This window comes from Paraburkholderia ribeironis (assembly GCF_900019265.1).
In the GTDB taxonomy this organism is placed as follows: domain Bacteria; phylum Pseudomonadota; class Gammaproteobacteria; order Burkholderiales; family Burkholderiaceae; genus Paraburkholderia; species Paraburkholderia ribeironis.
This window is the reverse complement of sequence record NZ_CYGX02000031.1, coordinates 54,582-67,175: the sequence shown is the minus strand read 5'-3', so window position 1 is coordinate 67,175 and position 12,594 is coordinate 54,582. Positions and strand designations below refer to the sequence as shown.

Here is a 12,594-nt window from a genome sequence, read left to right as displayed (position 1 = left end):
TCGTCGGCGCGTTCGTGATGTGCCTCGCTTGCGCCGCTGAACCCGTGGCAAACAGGGAAGTCACACCTGATGCCTTGAAGGCCTTCTCGCCACCGAACGAAGCATCCATGCCAATGGATGATTTCGGTAAGGCGGTCAGGATGGGCGAGCAAATCTTCAATCACACCAAGGAAAATGCAGGCAAATACGTTGGCAATTCGCTGAACTGCGCGAGTTGCCATCTTGACGCTGGGCGACGGCCGAACTCAAGTCCGCTCTGGGCCGCGTATGTGTCTTACCCTGCGTACAGAAGCAAGAATGGACACGTCAACACGTTCGCCGAACGTCTGCAGGGCTGCTTCCGATACAGTATGAATGGCAAGGCGCCGCCGCTCGGCGACCCGGTTCTGGTGTCGCTGGAGGCCTACGCCTACTGGCTCGCGAAAGGCGCGCCGGTCGGCAAGCCAATTGCCGGCCGGGGCTACCCGAAGCTCCCACCGCCGGCGCTGAAAGCCGACTACACCAGGGGCAGCCAGGTCTATGCACAACATTGCGCCCTATGTCACGGCGCCGATGGTCAAGGCCAGTCGTCGGACGGGAAAACTGTCTTTCCACCGCTTTGGGGTAACCAATCGTTCAATTGGGGCGCAGGGATGCATGAGTTGCAAAACGCAGCGGGGTTTATCAAGGCAAACATGCCCCTCGGCCTGGGCGGCACGTTGAGTGACCAGGAAGCGTGGGATGTCGCGCTCTTCATGGATAGCCATGAACGCCCCCAGGACCCACGCTTCTCCGGCTCAGTCGAAGCTACGCGTGCCAAATATCACGACTCTGCCAACTCGATGTACGGACGAACGGTGAACGGCCATGTCTTGGGAAGCCCATAAGTCATTCCGGTTCAGCGAGGCGTGTAATGGTCGGACGCGCCCTATGCCCGGAACATCCCGGCCAGGGCACGGTCACGTTGGCGTATTGATGACGCAGTAGCTACAGTGTTGGTGTTTCCGGTCCGGTAGCAATCAAGTGAGAGATGGCCGCTTTCAGTTTGCGGTTGGATACCGGCTTGTGCAGCACGAGCAATTCGCTGGCCTGTGCCTTAATCAAACGTTTAGCAGCGGTGTCGCCGGTGATCAGCATCGCCGGGATGGTCTCATTGTATTCGGTACGGAGCTTTTCGATTGCCTCGATGCCGTTGTCGCCATCGCGCAGACGTAGGTCGCAGATCAGCAACGCAGGCCGTATCGAATGAATACTGAGAAGCCGGATTGCCTCATCCGCTGAGCTCACCGCCAGAACCGTGTGGCCCCAGCCGGACAACAGATCCGACATCCCGGCGCGGATCTCCCGTTCGTCGTCGATCACGACCACCAGCCCTGTCGGACACGTCTCGTACACGTCATCGTGGGTAGCGTTCAACGGTTTCGGGGGCTCGCTCGCCTGGGGGAGCAAAATCTCGAAACACGACCCCCGCTTTGGCTCCGAACGCAGGTCCAGGCTGCATCCCAGGAGGCGCGCCAACCGACTGACAATAGCCAGCCCCAGGCCGAGCCCTTTTTCCCGATCACGCTCGGGGTTGCCGGCCTGATAGTATTCCTGGAACACGAGCTCCCGTTGATCGAGAGGAATACCCCGACCTGTGTCCCATACTTGCAGGGCGATATGATCACCTTGCCGTCGGCATCCCACGACAATTTTTCCGGCATCGGTGTAGCGCACCGCGTTGGAAACCAGATTGCGGACAATGCGCTCGACGAGCATCGGATCGGAATAGACGATCGCCCGACAGCGGACCTGCGAAAACGACAGCCCTTTGGCCTCCGCTTCACCGAGGTAGTCATCACAGGCGCGGGCGATCACCGCTTCGATTGAGAACGGCTGCCGCCGTACCTCGACGACGCCGGCGTCGAGCTTGGAGATGTCCAGCAGCGCGGCGAACAGCCTGTCCAGCGTATTAATGGAGGCGTCGAGGTGCTGAACGAGACGTTCGCCGCGCGGATGCATGGGAACGCCGCTGAGCGCACCAACGAAAAGACTCAGCGCGTGGACTGGCTGGCGTAGATCGTGGCTGGCGGCGGCGAGAAAGCGTGACTTGGCGAGACTGGCTTCTTCCGCGGCCATCCTTGCTTGTTCGGCAATTTCCTTTTGCTGTCTGAGGCTGACAGCCATTTCATCTGTTTTGAGACGAAGCCGGATTCCGTGTTTGACCGCAAGATTCGCTAGCGAACCAACGCCAGCTAATACGCCGACGAAAATGAGCACGTATAAGGCAAACGCCTGTTCTACCTTGTTACCTGAGCCAAAATTTACGATCACACATGGGATTGTTGCTGGCATTATCAATGCAAATAGTGACGGCAAGTGCGAACAAAAAATAAGGACGCTACACGCCGAAACACCAGCGACGCTCAGAAGCAGAAGGGACGAACTTTCGAAGTTGCGACCACTCGCTAGCCCGATAGATGCCCAGCCCCATCCGAGACCCTCAAGAAAGCAAACGATGCCAGAACCGATAGCCCAATAGCGCCATCGATCGCAACGAAGTTTCGCGCGTTTGTAAGTATAACCAAGCAGGATATGCACGCAGGCACAGGAGGCAATGTAAGCTACCCAACATAACCCGGTCGCTGGATTAAGGTAGCCAAAGCTACGGATCGTAAACGTAAGAATGACCGCAAAGAGTGTGGCGAGCACCACTGCTGGCGTCGCGAATTTGAACGTGATCTCGATCAGATCAGACGCGACCCGTTCTCTCAACAGTAAGTCCGTTTCGGGCACGGACTTTTGATCGGCATCTCTCATGATCTCAAGTGCCAGTCACCAGAACTGGCGAAGCATGTGTGCGACAACATCGCCGATCGTCGATGACTTGAGCAACGGATTCGAACAGCTGAAGCTGGCCGGCTGCTTCCTCACGCAAAAAACTATAATTGTTTCGCGAGCGCGATCCGAACAAGAATAGCCGCTCCCGCGTTTCCGGGAACGGTTATTTATGCGCAATGACAATGATTAACGATTAAGGGCATTGTCAGCCATTGAAAGGAAAGGCCGTTGGAAAGTGGTGCAACACTACCCACAAGGCGCAGCCTTGGGTTTTTGCGAAGCGGTCGCTGGTCCCGTGCGAAGTGAAGCGTCGCGGCGCATCCGGTGTTTCGTTTATCTGGTTGCGGAACTGATCGACCTCTCCACGCTTTGGCTCAGTGACACCGCTGCGCCTGCCGTCTGGAATGCAGTCTGGTTCAATTCATAAGGTATCCTTATTTACTGAAAGCGCCTCGGCTGGAGCGATCATTTGCACCACATCCGTGCTCTAGAAGTGGTGCAGAATGCCAATGCGGACAACGGCCTGGATCCCGTTCGAAGAAAGATCCGCAGCGCCGACGATGTGGGCCAAATCGAGGTCGGTGCCTGTCTTGCCGTTCGTGTGCTGGTAAGCGCCTTGTGCGTAGACCGAAGTCCGCTTGCTCAGCGAGTAGTTCAGCATGAGTGCGACCTGATGCCAGTTCGGACTCGATCGGCCCGCCGCTTCCTTGAAATTGCCGTGCGTGAAGGTGTACGCGGCGGCGAGGGAGAGCACGGGATCGATGAAGTACTGGCCGTTGATTTCGACGTTGTCGAACTTCCAGGAGGACCAGGCCTGGGTACCGATGTCGGGGGCATAGGCGTTGCCGGTCGGTTGATAGACATCGACGTGCGAGTAGGCGAGGCCCACGTTCGAACCGTCGCCGAAGGTCCATTTCACGCCTGCGCCGATGTTCTGCTGCCGCGCGGCGGTAAATACGCCGTCGCCACCCACGGCGCCCGTACTGGTCAGGTTGCCGTTGGACTGCCGCAGGTAGGCAACCGCGGCCGAGAATGGGCCGGCGCCGTAACTGATGCCCGCGCTGTACGCCCGGTTGGCGGCGAAGTTGGTGGCGTTGCTAAAGCCGTAGACACCCTCGGCCTGGAACCCGAGGAATGTCGGGCTCACGTACTTGACCGCGTTGTTGAAGCGGAAGTCCTGGTCCGCGTTGTCGTTGTCGAACGGATGCGCCGCGAGGTCGCCGATGGTGTTACCCGCGGCCGTGAAGGGGCTCCACATGTCGACGGTCGCGTCGTACTGGCGCCCGAACGTGAGCGTGCCATAGGTGGCGGAGCTGAGCCCGACGAATGCCTGGCGGCTAAAGATCTTCCCGTCCATGCTCAACGCGCCGTTGTTCACATTGAAGCCGTTTTCCAGAGTGAAGATGGCGGAGAGGCCGCCGCCGAGATCCTCCGCTCCTTTCAGTCCGAAATTCGATGCGCTGGCGTCGCCACTCACCATCGTGTAGGTGCTATGGCCGCGTGCGTTCGACGTGAAGTTCAAGCCATTGTCGATCACGCCATATAGCGTGACGCTGCTCTGTGCATGAGCATGGCCGGTGGCAAAGAGTGCCGCGAGCGCGGCACAGGGAAGGTGTTTATTCATGAGGCGGTCTTTACTCCTTGTTTGACGGACGCGGATCGTCCGCATGATCGAAGACGCGCGGTCAAACGCGTGCTTTGCTCGTTCGCGGGTTCGCTGCGATCCCCGGCCTTGATCCGGGAGCGCAAGTCACGCATGGTGAGTGAGCGTCCGGCAGCGAAATCGTCGAAGCGGCGAGTATTCATGGACGCGGAGCGAAACAGCGAATCAATCAATGCGGCGAGCATCAGCGACCAAAAGTGCGTCATCAATGATTCGTAGTAGGTAATCCTCATAGGGTAGGCAGCGACGTGGGTGTGCATGACGGAGCGCATGCCAGGCCACTGGGGGCTCCACATTTGCCGCGTGGCGGCATTGGGGTATTGAGCCTCTACCTCTTAGGAGAGATGCCGCTGTCGCGCACCGTCGCCTATGCTGTGGGCAGGCACGTCAACCCAAATGGCGCGCGCTCCGTATCGGTTTGGGCGATCATTGCCATATCCCCATTGCTAACGGAGTGCGCCGAATGAACGTGAATACGGAACATGACTTCTTGCACACCAGCTTGACCCGTCTACTGGGCTGTCGCTACCCGATCATCTCGGCCGGCATGGGAGGACCGGCCCGGTCCGAACTCGCCGCTGCCGTTTGCGCAGCCGGCGGATTCGGCCTGCTAGGGATGGTGCGCGAGTCGCCCGAACTGATCGAGCGGGAGATCGCCGCCGTGCGCGCAGCAACTGCGCGTCCATTCGGCGTCAACCTGATTCCGTCGTCGACCGAGCCCGCCCTGTTTGCAGCGGAGCTTGGCGTATGCCTCGCGGCACGCGTGCCGGCGCTGTGCTTCTTCTGGGACGTCGTGCCCGAGGCCGTGAAGCGTGCGAAGGATGCCGGCGCCATCGTGCTCTATCAGGTTGGCTCGCTGCAGGATGCGTTGTCCGCCGAGCAGGCCGGCGCGGACGCCGTGATCGTGCAGGGCATCGAAGCGGGTGGCCATGTGCGTGGGCGCAGCGGTATTCTCACGCTGCTGCCCGAGGTGGCGCAGCGCCTGCGCGTGCCGGTGGTCGCGTCGGGTGGAATCGCGACCGGTGGCGGCCTGGTCGCGGCCCTCGCGCTGGGTGCTGCGGGCGTGCATTGCGGCACTGCGTTCCTCGCGACGCACGAGTCGTTTGCGCACGATTATCACAAGCAACGCATTTGCGAGGCGCGTGCGGGCGAGACCGTCTACACCGACCTCTTCGCCATCAACTGGCCGCCGAATTCGCCGGTGCGCGTGCTGGCCAATAGCGTGACCGACGAGGCGCACGGACAGCTCTTTGGCTATCACCCGGACAAGCTGCCGCGCGAAGTAATCGGGCACGACGATGGGCGGCCGCTCTACCTGTTCAGCACCGACTCGCCCTTGCGCAGCACGACCGGCGACCTGGAGCGCATGGCGCTCTTCGCGGGCGAGTCGTCCGCGCTCGTGAACGCGCGGACGTCGGCAGCCGAGGTGATCGAGCGCATGGTTGCCGAGGCGCTGGAGGCCCGTAGCCGCATTTGTGCCTGCAGGGTAGACGACTCATCCGGTGCATCGGACAATACGGACACCTGAGGAAATAGTGGAGACAAGACACCTATCGGCGCAAACGGCGCAAACGGCGCAAACGGCGCAAACGGCGCAAACGGCGCAAACGGCGCAAACGGTGCACCAGATGATAGGCGGCGAGGCTGCGCTTGCACGCCTCGTCGAGACCTTCTACGACATCATCGAAACCGATCCCGACGGCGCGAGCATTCATGCGCTGCATTTGAAGGGCTTCGGCCTTGCGCACGTGAGGCAGGCCCAATTCGAGTTTCTCTCGGGCTTTTTCGGCGGCCCGCAGTACTACCTCGAGCGCATGGGGCATGCGAATTTGCGGACCATGCACGCGCACATCGAGATCAGGCATGCGGAGGTCGAAGCGTGGCTGATCTGCATGCGCAAGGCCATTGCGATGCTCGGCTATGACGCCGACGTCGCGGCCACGCTGATGCGGCATTTCACGCGGTCTGCACAGGCGCTGCGCAATACGGCGTAGCGCGCACCTTCTCCGATGCTGCTTTGCCGCATCGGCGCTCATCGTTGACAAATCAGGCATGCGTGCCGCATGCCCCCGCCGAGCTGTCGCTTTGCGAAATCCGTGTGTTCCCAACCCTGGGTGAATGTAAGGACACCCAGGGTCTCTATCTACCCACAAAAACAGTATTGACACACGTCAAGGAATCCACATTAAATACCACGGTGAAACTTTGTTGCTGAAAGAGAAACTCAAAAGAAAGCTGCATTGAAGACCCCAATCGCGTCGCCTCACTATGGAGGAATTGAGCATGAGTGACCGAAGGCAAAAGCGCATCGACAGCATGTTTGCCCGAGACCGTTTGATGGCGGGCGTCACATTGTTGGCGCTATGGATCACGCTGGGCTATGTCTACTTTGCGGTGAGCATGTCGGTGGAGGATCCGGCGGTTCGCATCGCGCTGACGATCGGCGCCATGGGGGTAGTCGTGTTCAATACCGCGTCAGTTACGGCGATGGTGCGGCACTACAAGGAAGACAAGGATCACATCTACGGTCTGGATATTCACCATCTCGACGAGAACCGCATACGCAAGGCGGCACTGGACGACAGCGAGGAAGAAGAAGCACTTGCCTAGCCCGGCCGCGAGGTTTCCCGTGGCCTGCAGCCCCCTCGACGCTGAACCGTTCAACGCAATGCCGACTGAAAAGGAAGCTCGACATGGCATCCGAATACGTTCCTCCTGTGCAGAAGGGTTTTGGGCAACTGGTGGACAGCCTGTTTTTGCTCGTGCTCGTGTATTGCAGCCTGCTCGCGCCGCTGCTGCTCAAGGCGCCGGACAAACAGCCGGACCAGGCTCAAGCCGCGGCGCAAGTGTCGTGGCAAACGCTCGGCCAGAATCCCACGATGCGGGCGCAGTGGCAGAAACTCGGCTACGACGCCGCGCAGGCGAAGCCCATCATCACCACCAAGTTCGACTACGCCGTCGATCCAGCCTCGTTGATCGTCACGGTGCTCGTGATCGTCGGCTATTTCGTTTTCGTGCTGCGCGTATCGGAAAGGCAGTATCGGCAGGTGATCGCCGAGAAATTCGGGGAGAGACGCGATGAACTTCTGGCTATTACTGAGTGATGCCGCATGGGCGCTGTCGATCTTGCTGTTCGCGTGGATCATCGTCGATGCGTGGCGGGTCTCCCGCGCATACGACGACGATTTCCTGATGAGCTCCACCGAAGGCAGCGAATAAGCGTCACGGCGGCCATGATGGCGGCCACGCCTTGATCCTTCCAGATAGCGAACCTGTACAGGAGCGGTGCATGAGCGATTCAGCAATGTCGGGGCAGTCGGGTGAGCGGATCGCACTACTGAAAGTACTCGGACCGATTCACGTTTGGGCGCTCGGCGTGGGCATCGTGCTCGTGGGCGAGTTCATGGGGTGGAATTTTTCGGTGGCGAAAGGCGGCGCATACGGTTCGCTCATTGCCTGCTGGATCGTCGGCCTGCTCTATACCTGCGTCGCCATGATCGATTCCGAAGTAACGTCGACGGTGGCTGCGGCCGGCGGCCAGTATACGCAGGCGAAGCACATCATTGGGCCGCTCATGGCGTTCAACGTGGGCCTCTATCTCGTGATGGCCTATACGATGCTCGAAGCGGCCGATGCGCTCGTGGTCGGTGACCTGATCAAGGCCGTGGCGGCCGACTCCGGGTATGCGAACCTCGACTCGCGCCCGTTCGCGCTCGTCACGATCGCCTTTCTCGCGTGGCTCAATTTTCGCGGCGTGTTCGTCACGCTCACCGTCAACTTCGTGATCACCGCGATCGCGTTTCTTGCCATTGTCGTGCTGTTCTTCGGCGTGCAGCCGTGGAACCCCGGACACATCCTGCTCCATCATCAACTGCTGACGCAATTGCCGTATGGCTGGCTCGGCGTGGTCGCCGCGCTGCAGTTCGGCATGTGGTACTACCTGGGCATCGAAGGCACCTGCCAGGCCGCCGAAGAGGTGCGTTCGGCGGGCCGCTCGATCCCGCTCGGGACCATGAGTGGAATGATGACGCTCCTGATCGCCGCCTCGCTGACCTGGTACGTGGCCACCGGGCTCATGCCGTGGGAGTATCTCGGCCAGGCCGTGACGCCGCTCTACGACGCCGCGCGTCTCACGGGCAACAAGGGGCTGCAGGCGCTGCTGTTCGTGGGCACGCTGTTCTCGGCGGTCGCATCGGCCAACGGCTGCATCAACGATGCCTCGCGCGCATGGTTTTCGATGTCGCGCGACCGCTACATGCCGATGTGGTTCGGCGCGGTGCATCCGCGCTATCGCACGCCGTACCGCGCCATCATCTTTCTCGTGCCGATCGCGATTTCGTTTGCGTTCACGGGTCTGCTGGATCAGGTGATCACGTTCTCCATTCTGTCCGGGCTGCTCGGCTACACGTTCATGTCGATCAACGTCGTGAAGTTTCGCCGCAAATGGCCGCTCGGCAGCATCAATCGGGGCTACGTGCACCCGTTTCATCCGTTACCGGCAATCGTGCTGGCCTGCCTGTGCGCTGCGACCTATTTCGCCACTTACCTCGGCTATGGTACCTCGCTGCTGTCGATCATGGCGTTCTATATCGTTGCATCGATCTGGTTCGCATTGCATCGCTACAAATACGTCAAACGCGGGGATCAGTTCACGATGAACTGGCCACGGCCTAAGGATTACTGATGCCAGCGCATTGAGATCGGCATCGCCAACGGCGCGGGCGGGTCATACCGCCCGCGCCGCATTCGCGAAAGGAGAGTCTCGTCATGTCAGTCGCTGGCATTGCACTCGTCGCGGGGTTTGCCGTAGCGCTCGCCATCCTTTACCGGCGTGAGCGCGATGCGTCCAGGGCGCAGCGGCGGAAATTGTTCGACGGGTGCCAGTCACTTTTCGACCATGCCACCCTGACCCAGGACGACGTGGCATTTCCCGTGCTCACCGGCTCGTACCGCGACCGCCGCGTCCGGATCGAACCCATCGTGGACCCGGTCGTGTTCCGGCAAGTGCCATCGCTCTGGCTGGTCGTGTCCGTGAGGCAAGACTTGCCCATTGCCGGAACGTTCGACCTGCTCGCGCGCAGGGCAAACGTCGAATTCTATTCGCAGGCGGAGGCACTGCCACTGCGTGTGAAATTACCTCATGAGTGGCCGGACCATACCTCGCTCAGATCGGACCGCGAGGCCGCTGAATTGCCGCTGGGCGTACTTGATCCGCACGTCCGGGCGCTCTTCGCCGACCCGCGTTCGAAAGAGCTGGCCGTGATGCCGCGCGGCGTGCGCATCGTCTACCAGGTTCAGGGGGCGGACCGCAGTGAGTACATGGTGCTGCGTCGCGCGACGTTTCGCGGCGCGCACGTGAGCGTCGCGCTGCTCGAGTCGCTGCTCGAGCGGGCGACGGTCGTATGCGCGGATCTGCTGCGAGCAAGCGAACATGCAAACGCGTGAAGCCGGTGCGCCGGCAGAAGCGGTCGATGCAGCCCCAGAGCGTGCGCCGCAGCCGCTCATACGCCGCCCCTTGCATCCGTTCTTCGTGCTGGCTGCTGCGGCGATTCTGCCGGGCGCGGGGCAGGTCCTCAACCGGATGCCGACGCGTGCGCTGGTCATGGTGTTCTTCATGCTATCGCTGGGCTTTCTGACGCTGCGGCTCGCCGCGCCCGAGCGATCGTTCGTCGGCCGTCATGCCGGCGGCATCTTCGTCTATGCGGTCGCCGTGCTCGATGCTTACGGGATCGCGCGATACCGCTGGGAGCGCTTCAGGCAAGGCGCGCGCACAGGTGGCGCGTAGCGGGCCGGATGGTTTCGCTACCTACAAGGAGGTAGTGCCTACTCCGGGAGCGATACGGCTCATTAAGTTCCTGACAGGAAAAAAAGTTTATTCTTGTTGACAAGCGAAATTCCGCTGGCTACTTTCTGATTCACGTTCTTCCCAGTCGAGCATCAGGTGGTCCTCATGCCAGAAACGCGCCGTTTTACACTGACCTTGTCATGTCCCGACCGGGTCGGCATTGTCGCCGCAGTCAGTGCGTTCATCGCCGAGCATCACGGTTGGATCATCGAGGCGACTCACCACGCTGACGAGATAGAGAAGCGCTTTTACATGCGCCACGAGATTGCGACCGACTCGCTGTCGGTCAGCTGCGAGGTCTTTTGCGAGCGCTTCGCGCGCATCGGCCGCGAGTTCTCGATGGACTGGAAGGTGACCGACCATTCAAAGAAAAAGCGTGTGGTGATCCTCGTCTCGAAGCTCGAGCATTGCCTGTACGACTTGCTCGCGCGCTGGAAGGCCGGCGAGCTCGACATCGATATTCCGTGCGTGATTTCGAACCACGAAATGTGGCGCAGCTTCGTCGAATGGCACGGCATTCCGTTTCATTACGTGCCGGTCACGCCGGATACCAAAGCGCAGGCCTATGACGAAGTGCAGCGCCTTTTCGAGGACGCGCACGCCGACACCATGGTGCTCGCGCGCTACATGCAAGTGCTTTCGCCAAAGCTGTGCGCGGCGTACCCCGGGCGCATCATCAATATCCACCACTCGTTCCTGCCGAGCTTCGTCGGCGCGAAGCCGTATCACCAGGCGTATACGAGGGGCGTCAAGCTCACGGGCGCGACCTGCCACTACGTGACGGAAGACCTGGATGAAGGGCCGATCATCGAGCAGGACGTGATCCGCGTGCGTCATTCGGACCGACCCGACGATCTCGTGCGCCTCGGCCGCGACATCGAGAAGGCTGTCCTCGCCCGAGGCTTGCGTTATCACCTGGAAGACCGCGTGCTGATACACGGCAACAAGACGATCGTCCTGCGCTGAAGCAGCCCTGCTGTCCAACCCGGTTTGCCCGCGCGCCTGAGCGCGCCGGCGACAACAAGGAGTGAGCCATGCCGTGGCGTCTCGTGCGTTTTGCCATGTCGAAGAAGCACCCCGAGCCGAGGATGTTCACCCGGCATGACAAATTTCGCAGTTCTTATGACGTCGTGATCATCGGCGCGGGTGGCCACGGGCTCGCGAGCGCTTACTATCTCGCCCGCGAGCACGGTATCAGGAACGTGGCGGTGCTGGAGAAGGGCTATATCGGCGGCGGCAATACTGGCCGCAACACCACGATCATCCGCTCCAACTACCTGACCCCCGAGGGCGTGCAGTTCTACGATGCGTCGGTCAAGCTGTGGGAGGACCTCTCGCAGGACTTCGACCTGAATCTGTTCTACTCCACGCGCGGCCACTACACGCTGGCGCATACCGATTCGGCGATGCGCACGATGCGCTGGCGCGCGGAGGTGAACAAGCACTTCGGTGTGGATTCGGAAGTGGTCGGCCCGAAAGCGGTCAAGCAGGCCGCGCCGATGATCGACCTCTCGTGCGGTGGCGTAGCGCCCATTCTGGGTGCGCTCTATCACGCACCGGGCTCGATCGCGCGCCACGATGCCGTGGCATGGGGCTATGAGCGCGGCGCGGACCAGCGCGGCGTCGAGATTCATCAGCAAACCGAAGTGCTCGGCATAGACGTGGTGGGCGGCAAGGTGAAGGGCGTGAAGACCTCGCGCGGCTATATCTCGACCAACAAGGTACTGTGCGCGGTGGCGGGCTCCACGCCGCGCATTACCGACATGGTCGGGCTGCGCACGCCCATCTTCATCCATCCGCTCCAGGCGATGGTGAGCGAGCCGCTCAAGCCTTGGCTCGATCCGATTCTGGTGTCGGGGAGCCTGCACGTGTACATCAGTCAGTCGGCGCGCGGCGAGCTGGTGATGGGCGCCTCGCTCGATCCCTACGAGCTGCATGCCACGCGCTCGACGCTCGATTTCGTGGAAGGCCTTAGCGCGCACATGCTCGAGATGTTCCCGTTTCTCTCGAATGCGAAAGTCATGCGTCAGTGGGCCGGGATGGCCGACATGACGCCGGACTTCGCGCCCATCATGGGCAAGACGCCGGTGGAAGGCTTTTATCTGGACTCCGGCTGGGGCACGTGGGGCTTCAAGGCCACGCCGGTGTGCGGCAAGACGATGTCGTACACCGTCGCGAACGACACGAACCATGACCTGATCAAGGGCTTCACGCTCGACCGCTTCCGCCACTACGCGCTCACTGGCGAGAAGGGCGCGGCGTCGGTCGGCCACTGAGCGGAGCACAC

Annotated in this window: 14 protein-coding genes; 11 read left to right on the top strand and 3 right to left on the bottom strand. The window is 60.9% G+C overall.

Translation table 11 applies throughout. The features are described 5' to 3' along the window. Positions 1 to 17 precede the first annotated feature (17 nt). Complete coding sequence (locus BN2475_RS15035; RefSeq protein ID WP_245841344.1) at positions 18 to 866, top strand: c-type cytochrome; 849 nt, start codon at positions 18 to 20, stop codon at positions 864 to 866. A gap of 100 nt (positions 867 to 966) precedes the next feature. On the opposite strand, the gene BN2475_RS15030 is transcribed toward BN2475_RS15035, so the two are convergent. From BN2475_RS15030 to BN2475_RS33620, 3 genes are all read right to left on the bottom strand, one after another. Next, positions 967 to 2,778 (bottom strand): ATP-binding response regulator, encoded by a 1,812-nt coding sequence (locus BN2475_RS15030; protein ID WP_094780298.1) that lies wholly within the window; start codon positions 2,776 to 2,778, stop codon positions 967 to 969. A 508-nt stretch (positions 2,779 to 3,286) separates the two neighbouring features. Then, entirely contained in the window at positions 3,287 to 4,423 is a 1,137-nt protein-coding gene (locus BN2475_RS15025; protein ID WP_094780297.1) for a porin, read from the bottom strand. Continuing rightward, the gene (locus BN2475_RS33620; RefSeq protein WP_143325791.1) at positions 4,420 to 4,722 is read right to left on the bottom strand and encodes a hypothetical protein; all 303 of its coding nucleotides are present in this window, start codon (positions 4,720 to 4,722) and stop codon (positions 4,420 to 4,422) included. The genes BN2475_RS15025 and BN2475_RS33620 overlap by 4 nt, the downstream gene beginning before the upstream one ends. 203 nt (positions 4,723 to 4,925) lie before the next feature. On the opposite strand from BN2475_RS33620, the gene BN2475_RS15015 reads away from it, so the two are divergent. The 10 genes from BN2475_RS15015 to BN2475_RS14975 all read left to right on the top strand — a co-directional run bounded on the left by BN2475_RS15015 (position 4,926) and on the right by BN2475_RS14975 (position 12,583). Continuing rightward, positions 4,926 to 5,990 (top strand): NAD(P)H-dependent flavin oxidoreductase, encoded by a 1,065-nt coding sequence (locus BN2475_RS15015; RefSeq protein WP_094780295.1) that lies wholly within the window; start codon positions 4,926 to 4,928, stop codon positions 5,988 to 5,990. A gap of 7 nt (positions 5,991 to 5,997) precedes the next feature. Next, complete coding sequence (locus tag BN2475_RS15010) at positions 5,998 to 6,456, top strand: group II truncated hemoglobin (RefSeq protein ID WP_218023697.1); 459 nt, start codon at positions 5,998 to 6,000, stop codon at positions 6,454 to 6,456. A 289-nt stretch (positions 6,457 to 6,745) separates the two neighbouring features. Continuing rightward, a complete protein-coding gene (locus BN2475_RS15005) occupies positions 6,746 to 7,072 on the top strand; it encodes a hypothetical protein (RefSeq protein ID WP_094780380.1) in 327 nt (108 codons plus the stop codon). 83 nt (positions 7,073 to 7,155) lie between these two features. Next, the gene (locus BN2475_RS15000; protein ID WP_094780294.1) at positions 7,156 to 7,566 is read left to right on the top strand and encodes a hypothetical protein; all 411 of its coding nucleotides are present in this window, start codon (positions 7,156 to 7,158) and stop codon (positions 7,564 to 7,566) included. Beyond that, positions 7,541 to 7,681, top strand: a complete 141-nt coding sequence (locus BN2475_RS34635) for a hypothetical protein (RefSeq protein WP_162844476.1) — start codon at positions 7,541 to 7,543, stop codon at positions 7,679 to 7,681. Before BN2475_RS15000 ends, BN2475_RS34635 begins: the two co-directional genes overlap by 26 nt. A 70-nt stretch (positions 7,682 to 7,751) precedes the next feature. Then, entirely contained in the window at positions 7,752 to 9,146 is a 1,395-nt protein-coding gene (locus BN2475_RS14995; RefSeq protein ID WP_094780293.1) for an APC family permease, read from the top strand. A gap of 83 nt (positions 9,147 to 9,229) precedes the next feature. Further along, positions 9,230 to 9,907, top strand: coding sequence for a hypothetical protein (locus tag BN2475_RS14990; RefSeq protein ID WP_094780292.1), 678 nt, complete (start codon positions 9,230 to 9,232; stop codon positions 9,905 to 9,907). Then, positions 9,894 to 10,247, top strand: a complete 354-nt coding sequence (locus BN2475_RS14985; protein ID WP_245841335.1) for a hypothetical protein — start codon at positions 9,894 to 9,896, stop codon at positions 10,245 to 10,247. The genes BN2475_RS14990 and BN2475_RS14985 overlap by 14 nt, the downstream gene beginning before the upstream one ends. Positions 10,248 to 10,412: 165 nt before the next feature. Beyond that, entirely contained in the window at positions 10,413 to 11,273 is an 861-nt protein-coding gene (gene purU / locus BN2475_RS14980) for a formyltetrahydrofolate deformylase (protein WP_094780291.1), read from the top strand. A gap of 68 nt (positions 11,274 to 11,341) precedes the next feature. Further along, positions 11,342 to 12,583 (top strand): FAD-dependent oxidoreductase, encoded by a 1,242-nt coding sequence (locus tag BN2475_RS14975; protein WP_094780290.1) that lies wholly within the window; start codon positions 11,342 to 11,344, stop codon positions 12,581 to 12,583. The last annotated feature ends 11 nt before the right edge of the window (positions 12,584 to 12,594 follow it).